19 protein-coding genes are annotated in these 21,034 nt (G+C 69.0%); all 19 read left to right on the top strand.

The genetic code is table 11. The features are described from left to right. Window positions 1-164: 164 nt before the first annotated feature. Entirely contained in the window at window positions 165-482 is a 318-nt protein-coding gene (locus QZV84_RS06295; RefSeq protein WP_292826983.1) for an ATPase, read from the top strand. Between the two features lie 54 nt (window positions 483-536). Continuing rightward, window positions 537-3,197, top strand: coding sequence for an alanine--tRNA ligase (gene alaS / locus QZV84_RS06290; protein WP_292826980.1), 2,661 nt, complete (start codon window positions 537-539; stop codon window positions 3,195-3,197). Continuing rightward, on the top strand, window positions 3,194-3,667 hold the full coding sequence (gene ruvX, locus QZV84_RS06285) for a Holliday junction resolvase RuvX (RefSeq protein WP_292826977.1): 474 nt from the start codon (window positions 3,194-3,196) through the stop codon (window positions 3,665-3,667). Before alaS ends, ruvX begins: the two co-directional genes overlap by 4 nt. Before the next feature lies 1 nt (window position 3,668). Next, window positions 3,669-5,237 (top strand): endolytic transglycosylase MltG, encoded by a 1,569-nt coding sequence (gene mltG / locus QZV84_RS06280; RefSeq protein ID WP_292826974.1) that lies wholly within the window; start codon window positions 3,669-3,671, stop codon window positions 5,235-5,237. Beyond that, on the top strand, window positions 5,231-6,073 hold the full coding sequence (locus QZV84_RS06275; protein WP_292826971.1) for a shikimate dehydrogenase: 843 nt from the start codon (window positions 5,231-5,233) through the stop codon (window positions 6,071-6,073). The genes mltG and QZV84_RS06275 overlap by 7 nt, the downstream gene beginning before the upstream one ends. A gap of 4 nt (window positions 6,074-6,077) precedes the next feature. Then, window positions 6,078-7,307 carry a chorismate synthase gene (gene aroC / locus QZV84_RS06270; RefSeq protein ID WP_292826968.1) on the top strand — a complete coding sequence of 410 codons (1,230 nt, stop codon included), beginning with the start codon at window positions 6,078-6,080 and terminating at the stop codon, window positions 7,305-7,307. Then, window positions 7,291-7,851 (top strand): shikimate kinase, encoded by a 561-nt coding sequence (locus QZV84_RS06265; protein ID WP_292826965.1) that lies wholly within the window; start codon window positions 7,291-7,293, stop codon window positions 7,849-7,851. Before aroC ends, QZV84_RS06265 begins: the two co-directional genes overlap by 17 nt. Then, on the top strand, window positions 7,848-8,930 hold the full coding sequence (aroB, locus tag QZV84_RS06260) for a 3-dehydroquinate synthase (RefSeq protein ID WP_292826962.1): 1,083 nt from the start codon (window positions 7,848-7,850) through the stop codon (window positions 8,928-8,930). The genes QZV84_RS06265 and aroB overlap by 4 nt, the downstream gene beginning before the upstream one ends. A 60-nt stretch (window positions 8,931-8,990) precedes the next feature. Beyond that, window positions 8,991-9,449: a type II 3-dehydroquinate dehydratase gene (locus tag QZV84_RS06255; protein WP_292827120.1), complete on the top strand. Its 459-nt coding sequence runs from the start codon at window positions 8,991-8,993 to the stop codon at window positions 9,447-9,449. Window positions 9,450-9,553: 104 nt separating this feature from the next. Continuing rightward, complete coding sequence (gene efp / locus QZV84_RS06250) at window positions 9,554-10,114, top strand: elongation factor P (protein WP_292826959.1); 561 nt, start codon at window positions 9,554-9,556, stop codon at window positions 10,112-10,114. A 2-nt stretch (window positions 10,115-10,116) separates the two neighbouring features. After that, on the top strand, window positions 10,117-10,527 hold the full coding sequence (gene nusB, locus QZV84_RS06245; RefSeq protein ID WP_292826956.1) for a transcription antitermination factor NusB: 411 nt from the start codon (window positions 10,117-10,119) through the stop codon (window positions 10,525-10,527). 131 nt (window positions 10,528-10,658) lie between these two features. Further along, the gene (locus tag QZV84_RS06240) at window positions 10,659-12,236 is read left to right on the top strand and encodes a Rieske 2Fe-2S domain-containing protein (RefSeq protein ID WP_292826953.1); all 1,578 of its coding nucleotides are present in this window, start codon (window positions 10,659-10,661) and stop codon (window positions 12,234-12,236) included. Window positions 12,237-12,316: 80 nt separating this feature from the next. Then, window positions 12,317-12,853, top strand: coding sequence for a bifunctional pyr operon transcriptional regulator/uracil phosphoribosyltransferase PyrR (pyrR, locus tag QZV84_RS06235; RefSeq protein ID WP_292826950.1), 537 nt, complete (start codon window positions 12,317-12,319; stop codon window positions 12,851-12,853). Then, complete coding sequence (locus QZV84_RS06230) at window positions 12,853-13,833, top strand: aspartate carbamoyltransferase catalytic subunit (RefSeq protein ID WP_292826947.1); 981 nt, start codon at window positions 12,853-12,855, stop codon at window positions 13,831-13,833. Before pyrR ends, QZV84_RS06230 begins: the two co-directional genes overlap by 1 nt. Then, window positions 13,830-15,140 (top strand): dihydroorotase, encoded by a 1,311-nt coding sequence (locus QZV84_RS06225; RefSeq protein ID WP_292826944.1) that lies wholly within the window; start codon window positions 13,830-13,832, stop codon window positions 15,138-15,140. Before QZV84_RS06230 ends, QZV84_RS06225 begins: the two co-directional genes overlap by 4 nt. Then, window positions 15,137-15,640, top strand: a complete 504-nt coding sequence (locus QZV84_RS06220) for a hypothetical protein (RefSeq protein WP_292826941.1) — start codon at window positions 15,137-15,139, stop codon at window positions 15,638-15,640. Before QZV84_RS06225 ends, QZV84_RS06220 begins: the two co-directional genes overlap by 4 nt. Then, window positions 15,637-16,833, top strand: coding sequence for a glutamine-hydrolyzing carbamoyl-phosphate synthase small subunit (gene carA, locus QZV84_RS06215; RefSeq protein ID WP_292826938.1), 1,197 nt, complete (start codon window positions 15,637-15,639; stop codon window positions 16,831-16,833). The genes QZV84_RS06220 and carA overlap by 4 nt, the downstream gene beginning before the upstream one ends. Further along, window positions 16,833-20,120: a carbamoyl-phosphate synthase large subunit gene (carB, locus tag QZV84_RS06210; RefSeq protein WP_292826935.1), complete on the top strand. Its 3,288-nt coding sequence runs from the start codon at window positions 16,833-16,835 to the stop codon at window positions 20,118-20,120. The genes carA and carB overlap by 1 nt, the downstream gene beginning before the upstream one ends. Next, entirely contained in the window at window positions 20,117-20,983 is an 867-nt protein-coding gene (gene pyrF, locus QZV84_RS06205; RefSeq protein ID WP_292826932.1) for an orotidine-5'-phosphate decarboxylase, read from the top strand. The genes carB and pyrF overlap by 4 nt, the downstream gene beginning before the upstream one ends. Window positions 20,984-21,034 lie beyond the last annotated feature (51 nt).

Genomic DNA, 21,034 nt, shown 5'->3' with positions numbered 1-21,034 from the left:
CGGCGCGCTAGCGCCGCGCCGGGACGCTGCGCGAAGCGCCGCGTCCCGATGAGTACAGGTCGTCGTCATCACGACGCGAAAGGGCGCCGGGGCCACCCGGTGCCCTTTCGCGTTCGCGACTACGATGAGGGGATGCCGCGCTCCGCGGCCGAGGAAGTGGTGACATGAGAAGCCTCCTGTGGTTCCTGCTCGGTGTGATCGGCGGTTTCATCGCCGCGCATGTCATGAACAACGACCCCCGCGGCCACGAGGTGCTCGCCGACGTCGACGCGCGCATCACGGAGTTCACCGACCGGATGGGCGAGGCGTATCGCGGGCAGGAGGCCCGCATGTCGGGACTGGTCGACTCGGCCAGGGCCGCGGGCGCCGATGTGGTCGCTGCCGCCAAGCAGACGGCATCCGGCGCGATCGATTCCGCCGCAGACGCCTCTGCCGCGGTTATCGACTCGGCGAGGACCTCCGCCCAGAAGCTCACCGACTGACCCACCCGTCAGGCGGTGTCCCGAGTCGGACACCGCCCTTCTCCGAGGACTCCCATGCAGACCGCCGAGCTGGCCGACCGATTCCTGCGCTATTTCGAGAAGCACGACCACACCATCGTCCCCTCGGCATCCCTGGTCACCGACGACCCCGCGCTGCTGTTCACAGTCGCGGGGATGGTGCCGTTCATCCCGTACCTGAGCGGTGACGTTCCGGCTCCGTACCGGCGGGCGGCCGATGTTCAGAAGTGCATCCGCACGAACGACATCGAAGAGGTCGGCAAGACGCCGCGCCACGGCACGTTCTTCCAGATGCTCGGAAACTGGTCGTTCGGCGACTATTTCAAAGAGGGCGCGATCACGTACGCGTGGGAGCTGCTGACGACCTCGGAAGCCGACGGGGGACTGGGGTTCGATCCCAAGGATCTCTGGGTGACCGTCTACAAGGACGACGACGAGGCATTCGACCTGTGGCGGCGGATCGCAGGCCTGCCCGAAGACCGCATCCAGCGCCTCGGCAAGGACACGAACTACTGGAGCACGGGTCTTCCCGGCCCCGCCGGTCCCTGCTCGGAGATCTTCTTCGACCAGGGTCCCGAGTACGGCGTCGACGGAGGGCCGGTCACCGACGACGACCGTTACGTCGAGATCTGGAACCTCGTCTTCATGCAGTATGCGATCGACGAGGTCACGTCGAAGTACGACTTCCGCATCGTCGGCGAACTGCCCCAGAAGAACATCGACACCGGGATGGGGCTGGAGCGCATCGCGTTCATCAAGCAGGGCGTGCAGAACATGTACGAGACCGACCAGGTGCGCCCGGTCCTGGACCTCGCCGCACAGCTGAGCGGGCGGCGCTACGGCGCAGACCACGGTGACGACGTCCGCATGCGCATCATCGCGGACCACGTCCGCTCCTCGCTCATGCTCCTCTCGGACGGCGTCACGCCGTCGAACGAGGGCCGGGGCTACATCCTGCGTCGGCTCATGCGCCGCGGCATCCGTTCGATGCGTCTGCTCGGCGTGGACGGCCCGACCTTTCCCGAGCTGTTCGCCGCCTCTCGCGATGCGATGAAGGCCGTCTACCCCGAGCTGGCGACCGACTACCCTCGACTGTCCGCGTACGCGTTCGCCGAGGAGGAGACGTTCCTGCGCACCCTTGCGGCGGGCACGACGACGCTGGACCTCTCGGTTTCGCAGACCAAGCGGGCGGGCGGCACGACGATCGCAGGTTCCGAGGCGTTTCTGCTGCACGACACGTACGGGTTCCCGATCGATCTCACCCTCGAGATCGCCGAAGAAGCAGGGCTCACGGTCGACCGCCCCGCGTTCGACGCGCTCATGCTCGAGCAGCGGACTCGTGCGAAGGCCGACGCGCGGTCTCGCAAGCGGCAGCTGGCCGACACCAGCGTCTACCGCGAGTTCCGCGCGCACGGCGAGACGGTCTTCACCGGGTACACCGACCTCGAGACCGAATCGCACATCCTCGGACTGCTGGTGGAGGGCGTTTCGGTGGACCGTGCCACGACGGGTCAGATCGCCGAGGTCATCCTCGCCGACACAGCGCTGTACGCCGAGTCCGGCGGCCAGGTCGCCGACAAGGGACTCATCATCGGTCCGGGCTACGAACTGGAAGTCCTCGATGTGCAGAAGCCGGTCGGCGGCCTGATCAGCCACACCGTCGAAGTGACATCGGGCGAGGTCGGTGTCGGCCAGCAGGCGACCTCGGTCGTGGATGCCGACAACCGGCGTGCGGCCCGGCAGGCGCACTCCGCCACCCACCTGATCCATGCGGCGCTGCGCGACACGCTCGGCAAGAGCGCCACGCAGGCCGGCTCGCTGAACCGTGCCGGCTACATGCGCCTCGACTTCACGTGGGGTCAGGCGCTTTCGCCGCAGACGCGCACCGAGATCGAGGAGATCGCGAACAACGCGGTGCGCGAGAACCTCGAAGTGACAACCCGCATAATGTCGCTGGACGAGGCCAAGTCGCTCGGGGCGATGGCCCTGTTCGGCGAGAAGTACGGCGACACCGTGCGCATGGTCGACATCGGCGGCCCCTGGTCCCGCGAGCTCTGCGCGGGCACGCACGTGTCCTCCACTGCCGAGATCGGCCTCGTCAACCTGATCGGCGAGTCATCGGTCGGCGCGTCCAACCGCCGCGTCGAGGCGCTCGTCGGGCGGGACGCGTTCCGCGAACTCGCCGCCGAGCGCGCGATCGTCTCGCAGCTCACGTCAGCGCTGAAAACCCCGCGCGACCAGCTTCCCGCGCGCATCGCCGAGCTCACGGCAAGCCTCAAGGCCGCCGAGAAGAGGATCGCCGCCTTCGAGTCGCGTGCTCTCACCGATCGGATCCCCGCGCTGGCGGGGAACGCGGTCACCGTGGGTCGGCACCGCGTGGTGGCCGAGTCGGTCGGCTCTGCCGCGTCGGCAGACGACGTGCGATCCCTGGCGCTCGGTGTGCGCGATCGCCTCGGCTCCGACGCCGGCGTCGTCGCGATCGGGGCAGAGGTGGGCGGGCGTCCCGTCGTGATCGTCGCCACGAACGACGCTGCACGCGCGGCCGGTGCGCGTGCCGGAGCCCTCGCCAAGGTCGCAGCCACGACACTCGGCGGCGGCGGCGGCGGACGCGACGACGTCGCGCAGGGCGGCGGAACAGATGCCGCCGCGCTGCCCGCCGCGCTGAGCGCCGTGAAGGATGCGCTCGGCGCACTGTGAGCGGGTTCCGTCGGGGCGTGCGCCTCGGTATCGATGTCGGGAAGGCGCGCGTCGGGGTGGCCCGGTGCGATCCCGACGGGATGCTCGCCACGCCGGTGGAGACCGTCGCACGCGATGACGACTCGATCGATCGCCTCGTCACGCTCGCGACCGAGCACGGCGCGGTCGAACTCATGGTCGGCCTGCCACTGAACCTGCGCGGCGAGGACACGGCCTCGACCACCGACGCGCGCGACTTCGCGGCGGCGCTGGCAGCGGCATCCGCTCTGCCTGTCCGCCTCGTCGACGAGCGGCTCAGCACGGTGTCCGCCCACGCGGCACTGCGCGATTCGGGCAGATCCCAGCGTTCATCTCGTAGCATTGTTGACCAGGTCGCGGCCGTGGTTCTGCTCCAGCACGCACTCGATGTCGAGAAGAGCACCGGACGGCCTGCCGGATCACCCGTCCCCCCGGCCCAGGAGCCCGCCTGACATGCCCGATGTCCCGTCGCCGTTCGACGATCCGTTCGCGGATCTGTTCGGCAAGCTCCCCGACCCGCGCAAGCGCCGCTCGGCCGGCGAGGATGCAGCGCGCGGCACCGCGGACCCGGTGCCGCCTCCGCCCACTCCGGCGCAGTCAGCCGCTCCGCTGTCGCGACGCGAGGCCCGCGAAGCCGCTGCCCGCCAAGCCGCATCCGCTAAGCCCGCAGAAGCGGCGACATCGCCCGCGCCGCCGGCCACTCCGGTGGCAGCCGCACCGATACCCGTGTCGTCCGCCGCAATCAGCAACGCGGAGGAGTGGCCGTTCCTCGGCGGCAGCGTCGCCACGGGTTCACCCGCCTACAGCCGCGGCGCCGGCGATGATTCCGCGGGTGCCGTGACCGTCAGGCCGGTCGCGACCGCGACCCTGGAGGATCTGTTCGCCGGCGAGCACACGACCGATAGCCTCGGGCAGGTGCCTCCGCCCAAGAACAAGCGCAGGCGCCGCATCGGCGGCTGGATCGCACTCGGCGTCGTCCTGGTGATCCTCGGCGGGATCGCCGGGGGTGCCCTATACGTCTGGAACGCCTACGAGGACCAGATCCGCGAGGTCATGGGCTGGGAAGAGCCCAAGGACTATGAGGCGGGCCTGGCCAACGGCGAAGCCTTCGTGACCGTCGCGTCGGGTGACACCGGGGCACCCATCTCGCGGAGCCTGTTCGAGGCCGGGGTCACCAAGACGCCGGAGGCGTTCTACGACTATCTGATCGACACGGGGCAGAACCCGCCGTTCGTGCCCGGCGTCTTCAAGATGCAGAAGCAGATGACCTCCGAAGCCGCGCTGGCGGCGCTGCTGGACCCGGCCAGCAAGATCGAGAACGGCGCGCAGCTGCGCGAAGGCCTGACGGTGGCGCAGTCGCTGCCGCTGCTGGCCGAGGGGATCGGACTGCCGATCGAGGACCTCCAGGCCGCGGTGGCCACCCCCGCCGACTACGGCGTCACCGCCGACACCCTCGAGGGCTGGCTGTTCCCGGCGACGTATACGTTCGATCCGGGAGTGACCGCCAGGGACGTCATCGCCACGCTGGTGAACCGCACCGTTCAGTCGCTCGACAGCGCCGGCGTGCCCGTCGAAGACCGCCAGCGCGTGCTGACCGTGGCTTCGATCATCCAGCGCGAGGCGCGCTTCGAGGACGACTTCTACAAGGTCTCTCGGGTCATCGAGAACCGTCTGAACCCGAGCAACCAGGAGACCTTCGGCCTGCTGCAGATGGACTCGACGGCGCAGTACGGCTACGGCGAGATGCACGACGGCACGGCGAGCTCCTCCGCCGAAGCCCTTGCCGACGACAACCCCTGGAACACGTATGTGCGCACCGGGCTGCCGATCGGTCCGATCTCCAACCCCGGCGACACCGCGATAGATGCGGCGATGCACCCGGCGGACGGCGACTGGCTCTACTTCGTGACGGTCAACCTCGACACGGGAGAAACGGTGTTCACATCGAACCTGGCCGACCACAACCGCGCCGTGGCGCAGTGGCAGGCCTGGTGCAGCGACCACCCCGACTCGGGATGCTGACACCCGACGGCACGCGCCTCGAGGTGTGGGGCGATCCCGTCGCGCACAGCCGCTCGCCGCAGCTGCATACGGCCGCATACCGGGTTCTGGGGCTCGAGTGGACCTACGGGCGTCGTCGGGTGTCGGAGGCGGGGTTCGCGGCGGAGCTGGCCGGGCTCTCATCCGAGTGGCGGGGGCTCTCGCTCACCATGCCGCTCAAGGGTGCCGCGTTCCGGGCGTCGGCCGCGCGCGACCGGCGCGCGGAGTTCACCGGCGCAGTGAACACCCTGCTGCTGGGCGCAGAGGGAATCCGCGGCTTCAACACCGATGTGGGGGGCATCGTCAGTGCTCTGCGCGAGGAGGGCGTGCAAAGTCTGGATGAGGCGCGGATCATCGGCGCCGGGGCGACGGCGATGTCGGCGATCGTGGCACTCGGCGAGCTCGGAGTCCGCCGGGTCGACGTCGTGGCGCGTCGCCCGGCAGCTGTGCAGCCGCTCGCTGAGCTCGGCACCGCCCTCGACATCGAGGTGGTCGCCGTCCCGTTCGACACGTCCGATCACCGCCGCGTCCCCGTCTCGATCGCCACGCTTCCCGGCGATGCCCCCGTCGCCGGAGAGGTGGCCGACGCGCTCGCGGCACGCGGGGGACTGCTGCTCGATGTCGTGTACGGCCATTGGCCCACGGCCCTCGCCGAGGCCTGGGGGCGGTCTGGTGAGCGCGCCGTCTCGGGGCTGGGGATGCTGCTGCATCAGGCGCTCCTCCAAGTGCGGATCTTCACGGGCGGCGGCCCCGACACGCAGCTGCCCCGAGAAGCCGCCGTGCTCGCGGCGATGCGCCTGGCCGTCATGGGAGACTAGACGAATGCTCCGCGTGCTCACGGCCGGCGAATCGCACGGCCCCGAACTCGTCGCCATCATGGAGGGCCTGCCTGCGGGCGTCCCCGTGTCGCGCGCCGCGATCCAAGCCGACCTCGCCCGACGCAAGCTCGGCTACGGCCGCGGCTCGCGCATGAAGTTCGAGGAAGACGAACTGACGATCTCCGGCGGTGTGCGCCACGGCCTGAGCCTCGGCAGCCCCATCGCCCTGCGCATCGGCAACACGGAGTGGCCGAAGTGGCTCGAGGTCATGAGCCCCGACCCGGTCGATCTGACCGAAATGTCGCGCGGTCGAGGCGCGGCTCTCACACGCCCGCGTCCGGGCCACGCCGACCTGGTCGGCATGCAGAAGTACGGCTTCGACGAGGCCCGCCCGATCCTCGAGCGTGCGAGCGCGCGAGAGACGGCGGCCCGTGTCGCGCTCGGTGCGATCGCTCGCGGCTTCCTCGCCGAGCTCGGCATCCGACTGGTCAGCCACACGCTCTCGATCGGGCCGGTCCGTGTGCCCGAGGACGCCGCGCTCCCGACCCCCGCCGACGTCGATGCGCTGGATGCCGATCCACTCCGTTGCTTCGACGCGGCGACCTCCGAGCGGATGGTCGCCGAGGTCGACGACGCCCGCAAAGAGGGCGACACGCTCGGCGGCATCGTCGAGGTGCTCGCCTACGGCCTGCCGCCGGGACTCGGCTCCCACGTGCACTGGGACCGGCGCCTCGACGCGAAACTCGCGCAGGCGATCATGAGCATCCAGGCGATCAAGGGCGTCGAAGTCGGGGACGGGTTCCTGACGACCACCCGACGCGGCTCCGCGGCACACGACGAGCTGTTCGCGACCGACGACGGTATCGCCCGCTCCAGCGACCGTGCGGGCGGCACCGAAGGCGGCATGTCGACCGGCACGGTGCTGCGGGTCCGGGCGGGAATGAAGCCGATCGCCACGATTCCGCATTCGCTGCGAACGATCGACGTCGCGACCGGTGAGACCGCGTCCGCGCATCACCAGCGCTCCGACGTGTGCGCCGTCCCTGCCGCCGGCGTGGTGGCCGAGGCGATGGTCGCGGTCGTGCTGGCCGAGGTCACGCTGGAGAAGTTCGGCGGCGACAGCGTCGCCGAGACGCGGCGCAATCTCGAGAGCTACCTCGCCGCGATCCCCGAGACGCTGCGTACGACGAACGCAAGCGACCCGGGCCTGATCGAACATGACCTCGCTCTCTAGAAGCGCGCCCTCCAGGGACTCGCCCGGCAGCGCGATCGTCCTGATCGGACCGATGGGTGCGGGCAAGACGAGCATCGGCCGTCGTGTCGCGCGTGCGCTCGGGGTGCCGTTCGCCGACACCGACAAGCTGATCACCCGTGATCACGGCGCGATCCCGGCGCTGTTCGAACGCCACGGCGAGGCGCACTTCCGAGCGCTCGAGCGCGAAGCCGTTTCGGCGGCCCTCGAAAAAGGCGGGGTGGTGGCGTTGGGCGGGGGAGCGATCCTGGATGCCGCGACCCGCGCCGATCTCGCCGCGCACCGGGTGGTGTTCCTGACGGTCTCTGCGCACATCGTCGCCGCGCGCTTGCACGGCGGCGACCGGCCGCTTCTGGCGGACGGCGACCCGGTCGCCCGCTGGGAACGCATCTACGCCGAGCGGCGAGACCTCTACGACGAGGTCGCCGACGTCACTTTCGACACGTCCTCCGGACCCCTCGGGGCGGTCGTCGACGAGATCGTCGCGTGGGCGCAGCAGACCCAGACCGCCGAGGAGCACGCATGAGTACGTCGACGACCATCTCGGTGACCGGCGACGCCGGCTACGACATCGTCGTGGGGCGCGGCATCCTGGATCGGGTCGGCGAGGCCCTCGCGCCGACGGTGCGCAAGGTTCTGATCGTGCACCCGCCGACACTCGGTGCGGCCGCGGCGCAGCTGCGCGAGCGGCTCATGGCCGACGCCACACGCGACGTACTGCTCGCCGAGATCCCCGATGCCGAGGCGGGCAAGCGGGTTGAGGTCGCCGCATTCTGCTGGCAGGTCATGGGCCAGGCGGACTTCACCCGCACCGACGCAGTCGTCGGCTTCGGCGGGGGAGCGGTGACCGACCTGGCCGGCTTCGTCGCGGCGACGTGGCTGCGCGGTGTGCAGGTGGTGCAGGTGCCGACCACCGTGCTGGGCATGGTCGACGCGGCCGTCGGCGGCAAGACCGGGATCAACACGGCGGAGGGAAAGAACCTCGTCGGCGCGTTCTGGGCGCCCACCGCGGTCGTCTGCGACCTCGATCTGCTGGCGACGCTGTCGCCGAACGAATCGGTGGCCGGGTTCGCAGAGGTCGTGAAGGCCGGCTTGATCTGGCACCCGGAGATCCTCGATCTGATCGAGGCGGATCCTGCGGCCGCAGTCGATCCCACGAGCGAGGCCTTCCGGCGGTGCATCGAACTCGCGATCTCGATGAAGGCGCACGTCGTGGGAGAGGACTTCCGGGAGGGCGGCCTTCGCGAAGTGCTCAACTACGGGCACACGCTGGGTCACGCGATCGAGCACGCCGAGCGCTACCGCTGGCGCCACGGCGCCGCCATCTCGGTGGGCATGATGTACGCCGCCGAGCTGTCTCGGCTGGCGGGGCGGCTGCCGGATGCCGCAGCGCAGCGTCACCGCGACGTTCTCGGGCTGCTCGGCCTGCCCACCACCTACCGCGGGGGAGCGTGGCCGCAGCTGCTGGCGAGCATGCAGCGCGACAAGAAGAGCAGGGGTGGAATGCTGCGCTTCATCGTGCTCGATGACATCGCCCGGCCCACCGTACTGCAGGCGCCGGATGAGTCGCTGCTGTTCGCCGCGTACCAGGAGGTCGCCGGGTGAGACCCGCCGCGACGGTGCGCCGAGGGCATCCGCTAGGTTCGGGGTGTGACGATCTCAGGTGTGACGACGCCCCGCCGCCTGCTGCTCGTGAACGGACCGAACCTCAACCTGCTCGGTACGCGCGAGCCTGAGATCTATGGCACCGCGACGCTCCAGGACGTCGAGAGGATCACGACGGATGCTGCGCTCGCGCGGGGCTTCGAGGTGCGGGCCGTGCAGAGCAACCACGAGGGCGTGCTGATCGACGCGATCCACGCCGCCCGTGAGGACTGCGCCGGCATCGTCATCAATCCCGGCGGGCTCACGCACACATCGGTCGTGCTGCGCGACGCGCTCGCGGGCGTCGCGCTGCCGGTCGCGGAGGTGCACATCTCGGACGTGCGCACGCGCGAGCAGTTCCGGCACTTCTCGTACGTCGCCGATGTCGCGATCGTGCACGTCGTCGGCGAAGGAGTCGCCGGCTATGCGCGATCCGTCGACCTGCTCGTGGATGCGCTGACCGGACACGCTGAGGGCTGACCGCTCGCAGCCCGAAAGGGGGTTGCGGCCGCGGCATCCCGTAGAATCGAACGTCGGGTCGCGATCCGCCCGCAGATTTCCTCACGAAACGGAATTTCACAGCCATGGCATCCACCGCAGACATCCGCAACGGCGTCGTCCTCAGCATCGACGGACAGCTGTGGAATGTCATCGAGTTCCAGCACGTCAAGCCGGGCAAGGGCGGTGCGTTCGTGCGCACCAAGCTCAAGAACGTCGTCTCCGGCAAGACGGTCGACCGCACGTACAACGCCGGCGCGAAGATCGAGATCGAGAACGTCGATCGCCGAGACTTCACGTACCTGTACAACGACGGCGAGGGCTTCGTCTTCATGGACGTCGCCGACTACGACCAGCTGACCGTCCCCGCGACGGTCGTGGGCGACTCCGCCAACTTCCTCCTGGAGAACCAGCAGGTGCAGATCGCCCTGAACAACGGCAATCCGCTGTACGTCGAGCTCCCGGCATCCGTCGTCCTCGAGATCACCTACACCGAGCCGGGCCTGCAGGGCGACCGCTCGTCGGCCGGGACGAAGCCCGCCACGGTCGAGACCGGCTACGAGATCCAGGTGCCGCTGTTCCTCGAGACCGGCACGAAGGTCAAGGTCGACACCCGCACGGGCGACTACCTCGGCCGCGTCAACTGACGTTGAGCGCCCGCTCCAAGGCGCGCAAGCGCGCCCTCGACATCCTGTTCCAAGCCGACGTCCGCGGCGACGACCCCGCCGTCACGCTGGCGAGCGAGGCCACGCGTGCGGCGAACGAGCCCTCGCGCGAGGCGTCCTGGCTGTACGCCCGCGAGATCGTGGACGGCGTGATCGACAACCAGGACGAGATTGACGAACAGATCACCACGTTCTCGAAGGACTGGTCGCTCGCACGAATGCCCGCCGTCGACCGCGCCCTGCTGCGCATGGCGGTCTGGGAGATCCTGTACAACGACGAGGTGCCCACAGCGGTCGCGATCGACGAGGCGGTCGAGCTCGCGAAGGAGTTCTCCACGGACGACTCCGGCGCATTCGTCCACGGAGTGCTCGCGCGCATCGCCCGCTCGTCCTGACCGGGAACAACCCCGCACCTGTGCCCGGTCGCGCTCTCCTGGCGGACTGATCGCGTTTGTTCCGGCGCACCGCCGAATCGGCTCGGGGCGCTCCGCGTAGACTCGGGAGCTGTTCGACACGGGAGGAATCCATGCGCATCACGGGTCTCGGCCACGCCGGAATGTTCATCGAGACGGCTGGCGGCAGCATCCTGTGCGACCCCTGGGTCAAGCCGGCGTTCTACGGATCCTGGTTCCCGTTCCCCGACAACCGCCCGATCGACTGGGAGAAATACGGCAAGGCCGACTTCCTGTACGTGAGCCACCGCCATCGCGACCACTTCGACCCGTGGCTGCTGAAGACCTACGTCCCGAAGGACATCGCGGTGCTGCTCCCGGACTACCCGACCGACGACCTCGAGCAGGATCTACGAGGGCTCGGCTTCGAGAACATCGTCTACACGCACGCCGGCGAGATCATCGAGCGCGGACCGCTGAAGATGATGGTCAACCCGCTGCGCGCGCCCAGCGACGGTCCCATCGGAGACTCGAGCCTGTCGGTCGACGACGGCACGGCATCCATCCTGAATCAGAACGATTCGCACCCGTTGGATCTGGAGAAGCTGCTGGGCTTCAGCAAGCCGGACGCGTACTTCATGCAGACATCAGGCGCAATCTGGTGGCCCATGGTCTATGACCTGCCGCAGGAGGCCAAGCAGAATTTCGCACACCTGAAGCGAGACGCGCAGAACAAGCGAGCGATGTACTACATCGAGAAGGTGGGTGCCGAGCACGTCTTCCCGATGGCGGGTCCTCCGATGTTCTTGCGCGACGAGCTGTTCGCGTACAACGGGTACGGTCTGAACGGCGACGCGATCTTCACCGATCAGCGCCAGTTCCTCGCGCACATGGCCCAACAGCGCCCCGCGCAGAAGGGCTACGAGTTCCTGCCGGGCACCGTCGTGGAGGTGAACGGCAATGAGCTGTCCGTCACCCAGACCCTGTACGCCGACGAGGAGATCGAGCGGATCTTCGGCGACAAGTGGACATACCTGTCCGAGCAGCGGGACGCGCGCCAGGCCGAGATCGCCGAGGAGGAGGCATCACGCGCAGCGATCCTGCCGCCGGACGAGATGCTCGCCGTACTCAAGGATTGGTGGGAACCGCTGCTGCGTCGCGGACGCATCCTCCGCGAAGGTGTGGGTGGCAACGTGCGCTTCCGCATCGGCGAGCTGGATATGGTCGTGGATTTCCCGAAGGCGAAGGTCCGGGCGTACGCGGGCGAGGAGTGCCTCTACTGGTACACGATTCCCGCAGATCTCGTCTCGACCAATATCCGCGACCGCGAGATCGACTGGTCGAACTCGATCTTCCTGTCGATGCAGTTCGCCGTCGGCCGCAGCGGGAAATTCAACGAGTTCCTCACCACGTTCCTGAAGTGCCTCTCGCGCGACCGCATCGAGTACGTCGAAAACTGGTACGCCGAGCAGTCCGACGTCACTGAAGACGTGCAGCTCGCGGAGTGGGTCGTGCAGCGCCGGTGCCCGCACCTGCGCGCCGACCTGACCAAGACGGGAAAGATCGAGGACGGCGTGCTCACGTGCAGTCTGCACGACTGGAAGTGGGACCTCACGAGCGGGCAGTGCCTCACCTCGAACGGCCATCCGATCCGCGCGCACCACGTCGGGGACGCGGTCTCGCACGAGGCGAACGCCCCGGCGGCGGTGTGAGGCGCTGATCTCAGAGCCTAGACTGGACTCATCACAGCAACCTTTAACACCGTCCTGTGAGGCGGAGAAGGGAGCGGCGCATGAGTACGCGCAACGTGCTTCATGAGGCCGACATCGCCCGGGCACTGACTCGGATCTCGCACGAGATCCTGGAGTCGAACGGGGGCGCGGACGACCTGGTCATCCTCGGCATCCCCACTCGGGGCGTGGCCCTCGCGCATCGCATCGCGACGCTCATCGAGGAGTTCAGCGGCGCCTCCGTCCCGGTCGGCGCGCTCGACGTGACGATGTACCGCGACGACCTCCATCGCAATCCCACGCGAACTCCGCAGCCCACATCGATTCCGGCGGGTGGCGTCAATGGGAAGGTCGTCGTGCTCGTCGATGACGTGCTGTTCTCGGGACGCAGCATCCGCGCGGCCCTCGACGCGCTCCAGGACATCGGCCGCCCCGCGGTGGTGCGTCTGGCGACGCTCGTCGACCGCGGCCACCGCGAACTGCCGATCCGCCCCGACTTCGTCGGCAAGAACCTGCCCAGCGCCCCCGACGAGCGCGTGAACGTGCGGCTGGCCGAAGTCGACGGCGAGGAGTTCGTCACGATCGAGGGCACGGACTGATGAGGCACTTGCTCGATACGAACTCGCTGTCCCGCTCGGACGCCCTCGAGGTCCTCGACGTCGCCGAGGACATGGCCGACACGCAGCAGCGCGAGATCAAGAAGCTCCCGACGCTGCGCGGCAAGACCGTCGTCAACCTCTTCTTCGAGGACTCCACGCGCACCCGCATCTCGTTCGAGGCGGCGGCGAAGCGACTCAGTGCGGACGTCATCAACTTCTCTGCGAAGGGGTCGAGCGTCTCGAAGGGCGAGTCGCTGCAGGACACGGCCCAGACCCTGCAGGCGATGGGGGCGGATGCCGTCGTCATACGCCACGGCGCCTCCGGCGCCCCGCGCACCCTGGCCACCAGCGGATGGATCACCGCCGGCGTGGTCAACGCCGGCGACGGCACTCACGAGCACCCGACCCAGGCGCTGCTGGACGCCTTCACGATCCGCAAGCGCCGCTACGGGGCCGACAGCCGCGGCCGCGATCTCAGCGGCCTCTCGGTGACGATCGTCGGCGACATACTGCACTCCCGCGTGGCGCGCTCGAACGTCTGGCTCCTGCACGCGCTCGGCGCGGAGATCACCCTGGTGGCACCGCCCACGCTCGTGCCGCAGGACGTGTCGACGTGGCCCGTGCGCGTGATGTTCGACCTCGATGACGCGATAGCCGCAGAGCCCGACGCGCTGATGGTGCTGAGGATCCAACTCGAACGCATGAATGGCGCGTATTTCCCCACTGAACGGGAGTATTCCCGCCGTTGGGGACTCGATGCGCGCAGGCTCGGGTCGCTCGGTCCCGATAGCATGGTGATGCATCCCGGCCCGATGAACCGCGGCCTGGAGATATCCGCCGAAGCCGCTGACTCGCCCCGGTCGACAGTCCTCGACCAGGTGACGAACGGCGTCTCGGTACGGATGGCGGTGTTGTACCTGCTGCTGGCGGGGGAGCGCGACGGACGGCACGCGAACGACGAGAGGGAGCACGCACGGTGACCGAAACCCTCTTGATCCGCGGTGCGAAGCTCGACGGCGGCGCAGCGGCCGACCTGATCGTCGAAGGCGGCATGATCTCGGAAACCGGCCATGCGCTCAGCCGCGCCGGCGCCACCGTGGTCGACGCGGACGGCCTCGTCGCGCTGCCCGGACTCGTCGATCTGCACACGCATCTGCGTGAGCCGGGCTACGAGGCGTCCGAGACGGTGCTGACCGGCTCCCGCGCCGCAGCGGCGGGCGGCTACACGGGTGTCTTCGCGATGCCGAACACGTTGCCCGTCGCCGACACCGCAGGCGTCGTCGAACAGGAACTTGCTCTCGGCGAAGCGGCGGGCTTCGTCACGGTGCAGCCCATCGGGGCCGTCACGGTCGGGCAGAAGGGCGAGCGGCTGGCCGAGCTGGGCGCGATGGCCGACTCGCGGGCGCGTGTGCGGGTCTTCAGCGACGACGGCTTCTGCGTGTGGGACCCGCTCATCATGCGCAGAGCGCTCGAATATGTCAAGGCGTTCGACGGCGTGATCGCCCAGCACGCCCAGGACCCCCGTCTCACCGAGGGCGCGCAGATGAACGAAGGCGCCGTCTCGGCCGAACTGGGGCTCGCCGGCTGGCCCGCCGTGGCCGAGGAGTCGATCATCGCCCGCGACGTGCTGCTGGCCGAGCATGTCGGCTCGCGACTGCACGTCTGCCACCTCTCCACCGCAGGATCGGTCGAGATCATCCGCTGGGCCAAGCGCCGCGGCGTGAACGTGACCGCGGAGGTCACCCCGCACCACCTGCTGCTGACCGATGAACTGGCCCGCGGTTATGACGCCCGCTTCAAGGTGAACCCGCCGCTTCGTCGCGAAGAAGACGTTCGCGCTGTGCGCGAGGGACTCGCCGACGGCACGATCGACATCGTCGCCACCGACCACGCTCCGCACCCGGCGGAGGCGAAGGCGTGCGAGTGGCAGGCGGCCGCCAATGGCATGGTCGGCCTCGAGAGCGCTCTGCGTGTCGTCCAGCTCGCCATGGTGCAGACCGGGATGCTGACCTGGGCGGACGTGGCCCGCGTGATGTCGCGCGCACCCGCGCGGATCGGCAGGCTCTCCGGGCACGGCGCCCCGCTCACGGCGGGTGAGCCGGCATCCCTCACTCTGTACGACCCGAGCCGCACGCGGACCTTCTCGACGACCGATCTGCACGGGCGCAGCGCGAATTCGCCGTACCTGGGCCGCGAGCTTCCGGGCGAGGTGCGCTGGACCCTGCACGCCGGCGTCGCCACGGTCGCAGACGGCCGCCTCCTGGACGCACCCGGAGTGCGCGCATGACCCGCGAAGGCGCGCTGGGCGTGATGATCGCCGTCGCCGTCGCGCTGGTTGCGGTGCTCGCCTGGGCGTGGTGGCGGCGCACCCGCCGCGACTCCGGTCTTGCCGCGCCGGTCGGCGAAGCGCCCGCGGATGCCGCCACCCTGTTCACGCACGAAGCCCTCTATGTCGCCACCACCCGCCACGGCGAGCCGCTCGAACGGCTCGCCATCCGCGGCCTCGGCTTCCGATCGCGTGCCGACCTGACGGTGACCAGCGCGGGCGTCGCGCTCGACCTCACCGGGCAACCGCGCTTCTTCCTCCCGACCGAGCGGATCGTGGAGGTCGCCCAGGCGACCGTCGCGATCGACCGCGTCGTCGAGCGAGACGGCCTGGTGCGGATCTCGTGGCGCGTCGATGCCGAGACCGTCGTGGATTCCTACATCCGACCCCAGGACGCCTCAGCACGCGTCGTATCCGACGAGATCGGCGCCCTTCTGACCCTGACAGGAACGGACGAATGACGCTCCTCACCAATGACCCCGCGGTCCTCGTGCTCGAGGACGGCACCCGGCACGTCGGACGCGCCTACGGAGCGCGCGGGACGACCCTCGGGGAAGTGGTCTTCGCGACCGGCATGACCGGCTACCAGGAGACGCTCACCGATCCGTCCTACGCCGGTCAGATCGTTCTGCAGACCGCCCCGCACATCGGCAACACCGGGATGAACGCCGAGGACTCCGAGTCCCGCCGCATCTGGGTCTCGGGCTACATCGTGCGCGACCCCTCCCGCATGGTGTCGAACTGGCGCGCCGACGAATCGCTCGACGACGCGCTCGTCGCCGACGGCATCGTCGGCATCAGCGGCCTCGACACCCGGTCCATCACGCGCCACATCCGCTCCGGCGGCAGCATGCGCGGCGGGATCTTCTCGGGGGATGCCGCGGGTCTGAGCGCCGAAGAGCAGCTCGAGATCGTCCGGGCCGCGCCCGCCATGTCGGGCCGGAACCTGTCCGCGGCGGTATCCGTGCGGGCTGCCGAGGTCACCCCGGCCGGCGGTGCGTCAGAGAGCCGGGCTTATGGGGCGGAGCCTCATCAGGTGTCTGAGCGCATCGGCAACCTCGCGGTGCTCGACCTGGGCGTCAAGCAGGCGACGATCCGCAACCTCGCCGTGCGAGGGTTCGAGGTCCACGTCCTGCCGCAGGACGTCACGATCGACGACATCCGCGCGATCGACCCGGTGGCGGTCTTCTACTCCAACGGCCCCGGCGACCCCGCTGCCTCCGGCGATCACGTCGAGCTGCTGCGTGCGGTACTCGATGACGGTCTGCCCTTCTTCGGCATCTGCTTCGGCAATCAGCTCTTCGGCCGCGCTCTGGGCCTGGGCACCTACAAGCTTCCCTTCGGGCATCGGGGCATCAACCAGCCCGTGCTGGACAAGACCACCGGCCGCGTGGAGATCACCGCGCACAACCACGGCTTCGCAGTCGACGCGCCGCGCGAGGGCGAGTTCGACAGCCCGAACGGCTACGGACGCGTCGAGGTGAGCCACATCGGCCTGAACGACGACGTCGTGGAGGGTCTGCGTGCCCTCGACATCCCGGCTTTCTCTGTTCAATACCACCCCGAAGCCGCGGCCGGCCCGCACGATGCCAACTACCTCTTCGACCGATTCCGTGACATGGTCATCGCCCAGCAGAGCAAGGACAAGAACTAGTGCCCAAGCGTGATGACATCCGCTCCGTTCTGGTGATCGGCTCCGGCCCGATCGTGATCGGCCAGGCGTGCGAGTTCGACTACTCCGGAACCCAGGCCTGCCGCGTGCTCCGCGAGGAGGGTGTTCGCGTCATCCTGGTCAACTCCAACCCGGCCACCATCATGACCGACCCCGACTTCGCCGACGCCACCTACATCGAGCCGATCACCTGGCAGGTGATCGAGACGATCATCGCGAAGGAGCGCCCCGACGCGATCCTGCCGACCCTCGGCGGTCAGACCGCTCTGAACGCGGCGATCGACCTGCACAACCACGGCATCCTGCACAAGTACGACGTCGAGCTCATCGGCGCGAGCTTCGAGGCGATCAACAAGGGCGAGGACCGCCAGATCTTCAAGCAGCTCGTGCTGGATGCCGGAGCCGATGTCGCAGCATCCCGCATCGCGCACTCGATCGAGGACTGCCTTGCCGCCGCCGACGAACTCGGCTACCCGCTCGTGGTGCGCCCGTCCTTCACGATGGGGGGACTCGGCTCGGGCTTCGCGTACGACGAGAAGGACCTGCGCCGCATCGCCGGTGCGGGACTGCGCGACTCGCCTACCACCGAAGTGCTGCTCGAGGAGTCGATCCTCGGGTGGAAGGAGTACGAGCTCGAACTCATGCGCGACACCGCCGACAACACGGTGGTCGTGTGCTCGATCGAGAACGTCGACCCGGTCGGCGTGCACACCGGCGATTCGATCACCGTCGCGCCGGCGCTGACCCTCACCGACCGTGAATACCAGAAGCTGCGCGACATCGGCATCGACATCATCCGCGCGGTCGGCGTCGACACCGGCGGGTGCAACATCCAGTTCGCCGTCGACCCCGCCGACGGCCGCATCATCGTGATCGAGATGAACCCGCGAGTCTCACGCTCCTCGGCCCTCGCCTCGAAGGCCACCGGCTTCCCGATCGCGAAGATCGCCGCGAAGCTCGCGATCGGCTACCGGCTGGACGAGATCCCGAACGACATCACGAAGGTGACCCCGGCCAGCTTCGAGCCGACGCTGGACTACGTGGTCGTCAAGGTCCCGCGCTTCAACTTCGAGAAGTTCCCCGCCGCAGACACGACGCTCACCACGACCATGAAGTCGGTCGGCGAGGCGATGGCGATCGGCCGCAACTACGCCACGGCACTGCAGAAGGCGCTCCGCTCGCTCGAGAAGCGCGGATCGAGCTTCCACTGGGGCGACGAGCCGCGCTCGCGAGAGGAGCTCATCGAGATCGCCGCAGTCCCGACGGACGGGCGCATAGTGGTCCTCCAGCAGGCGCTGCGCAAGGGCGGCACCGTCGCCCAGCTGTTCGACGCGACCGGCATCGACCCGTGGTTCCTCGACCAGATCGTCCTGATCAACGAGGTGGCCGACTTCGTCGCTGCAGCCGACGAGCTGGATGCCGACACCCTGCGCATCGCGAAGGAGCACGGCTTCAGCGACGCGCAGATCGCGCAGCTGCGGCGCGACTCCGAACCGGCGGTGCGTGAGATCCGGCACGCCTTCGGCCTTCGCCCGGTGTACAAGACGGTCGACACGTGCGCGGGGGAGTTCCCGGCCCTGACGCCGTACCACTACTCGAGCTACGACTTCGAGACCGAGGTCGCCCCTTCCGACCGCACGAAGGTCGTCATCATCGGCTCGGGTCCGAACCGCATCGGGCAGGGCGTCGAGTTCGACTACTCGTGCGTCCACGCGTCATTCGCCCTGTCGGCGGCCGGCTACGAGACCGTCATGGTCAACTGCAACCCCGAGACCGTCTCGACCGATTACGACACGAGCGACCGGCTGTACTTCGAGCCGCTCACGCTCGAGGACGTCCTCGAGGTGCTGCATGCGGAGGCCCAGTCGGGCGAGATCCTCGGCGTGATCTGCCAGCTCGGCGGCCAGACCCCCCTGGGCCTGGCCAAGGGCATCCAGGACGCCGGGTACCGCATCCTGGGCACGAGCCCCGAGGCGATCGACCTGGCCGAGGAGCGTCAGCTGTTCAGCGAAATCCTCGACGCCGCCGGACTGATCGCCCCCCGCCACGGCACGGCGACGGACCCCGACGAGGCCGTGGCCGTCGCCGAGGACATCGGGTACCCCGTTCTCGTGCGCCCCAGTTTCGTGCTCGGCGGCCGCGGCATGGAGATCATCTACGACACGCCGAGCCTGCGCGAGTACTTCGTCCGCACGGCGGGCGAAGTCATCGTCGGGCCCGGCATGCCGCTGCTGGTGGACCGGTTCCTCGACGACGCGGTGGAGATCGATGTCGACGCCCTGTTCGACGGCATCGAGTTGTACATCGGCGGCGTCATGGAGCACATCGAGGAGGCCGGCATCCACTCCGGTGACTCGGCGTGCACTCTGCCGCCGGTCTCTCTGGGGCGCTCGGAGATCGACCGCGTCCGCATCGCCACGCTGGCGATCGCCGAGGGTGTCGGCGTGCGCGGGCTGCTCAACGTGCAGTTCGCGATCAGCGCCGGCGTGCTGCACGTCATCGAAGCCAACCCCCGCGCGAGCCGCACGGTGCCGTTCGTCTCGAAGGCGCTCGGCATTCCCCTCGCGAAGGCCGCTGCCCGGGTGATGACCGGCACCTCGATCGCCGAACTGAAGGCCGAAGGCCTGCTCCCGCTCATCGACGGTTCGCGCGTGCCGCTGGACTCGCCCGTCTCGGTCAAGGAGGCCGTGCTTCCGTTCAAGCGCTTCCGCACGAAGGACGGGAAGACTGTGGACTCCGTGCTCGGTCCCGAGATGCGCTCGACCGGCGAGGTCATGGGCATCGACCGCGACTTCCCGCGCGCGTTCGCGAAGAGCCAGGAAGCCGCGTACGGCGGCATGCCCCTGTCTGGCACCGTGTTCATCTCGGTCGCCGACAGCGACAAGCGCGCGGTGATCCTGCCCGCCCACCGGCTGCAGGAGCTCGGATTCACGATCGTCGCGACCGAGGGCACCGCCGAGATCCTCGCCCGCAACGGCATCGCGGTCGAGGTCGTGAACAAGTACAGCCAGACGCAGGACTCGGCGGAGCGCAACATCGTCGACCTGATCAACGCGGGTGAGATCGACATCGTCGTGAATACACCGAGCGGTCGTTCGGCCCGCGCCGACGGGTACGAGATCCGCGCCGCGGCCGTCACCGCCGACAAGGCGCTGTTCACCACGATCGCCGTTCTGGGCGCCGCAGTGAGCGCGATGGATGCCGTGCGCGAGGGCTACGACGTGAAGAGCCTGCAGGAGTATGCAGCCGACCGGGCGGCGCGCCTGTGACGTTCGGCGAGCGCCTGCGTACCGCGCTGCGCGCACACGGACCGCTGTGCGTCGGGATCGACCCCCATGGCGTCTTGCTCGAGGCGTGGGGGCTGCCCGCGACGGCCGCCGGCGCGCGCGATTTCGGCCTGCGCGTGGTCGAGGCCTCCGCCGGACTCGTCGCGGTTGTCAAGCCCCAGGTCGCGTTCTACGAGAAGTACGGGTCAGCTGGATTCGCCGCCCTCGAAGACGTGCTCGCCGCGGCGCGTGCGGCCGGGCTCCTCGTGATCGCCGATGCGAAGCGGGGGGACATCGGCTCGACGATGGCCGGGTATGCCGACGCATGGCTCGCACCCGGATCGCCACTGGAGGCGGATGCCGTCACCCTGAGTCCCTATCTCGGTCCTGGGTCGTTGCATGAGACCTTGAGCACCGCGCTGCGGAACGACAAGGGTGCGTTCGTGCTCGCGGCCACCAGCAACCCCGACGCCGTAGTCGTGCAGCGGGCGCAGGTGGTCGGCGCCGACGCTGCGCCCGGCCCGTCGGTCGCCGAACGCATCGCTCGCGACATCGGTGCGCTCAACATCGCTTCGCTCCACGGCGGCTCGCCCAGCACGCTCGGCTCGATCGGGCTGGTCATCGGAGCGACGATCGACCGCACGGCCTTCGGAATCGATGACGATGCGCTCGTCGCGACGCCGATCCTGGCTCCCGGCTTCGGAGCGCAGGGCGGCGACCCCGCCGATCTCGGGCGCCTGTTCGGTGCCGTCTCCGAGAACGTCATCGCGAGCGAGAGCCGCAGCATCCTCGCGGCGGGTCCGAATGAACTGGCCGGACGCATCTCGCAGCGCGCGGCACTGTATGGAGGTGCGCACAATGAATGAGCGAGCACTTGATGGGGCTCCGCCCCAAACCCCCGGTTCGCTGACGCGCCC

The sequence above is a fragment of the Microbacterium sp. genome (genome assembly GCF_011620715.1).
GTDB lineage: Bacteria > Actinomycetota > Actinomycetes > Actinomycetales > Microbacteriaceae > Microbacterium.
The sequence above is the reverse complement of the archived record's forward strand: the minus strand, read 5'-3'. Positions and strand labels throughout refer to the sequence as shown.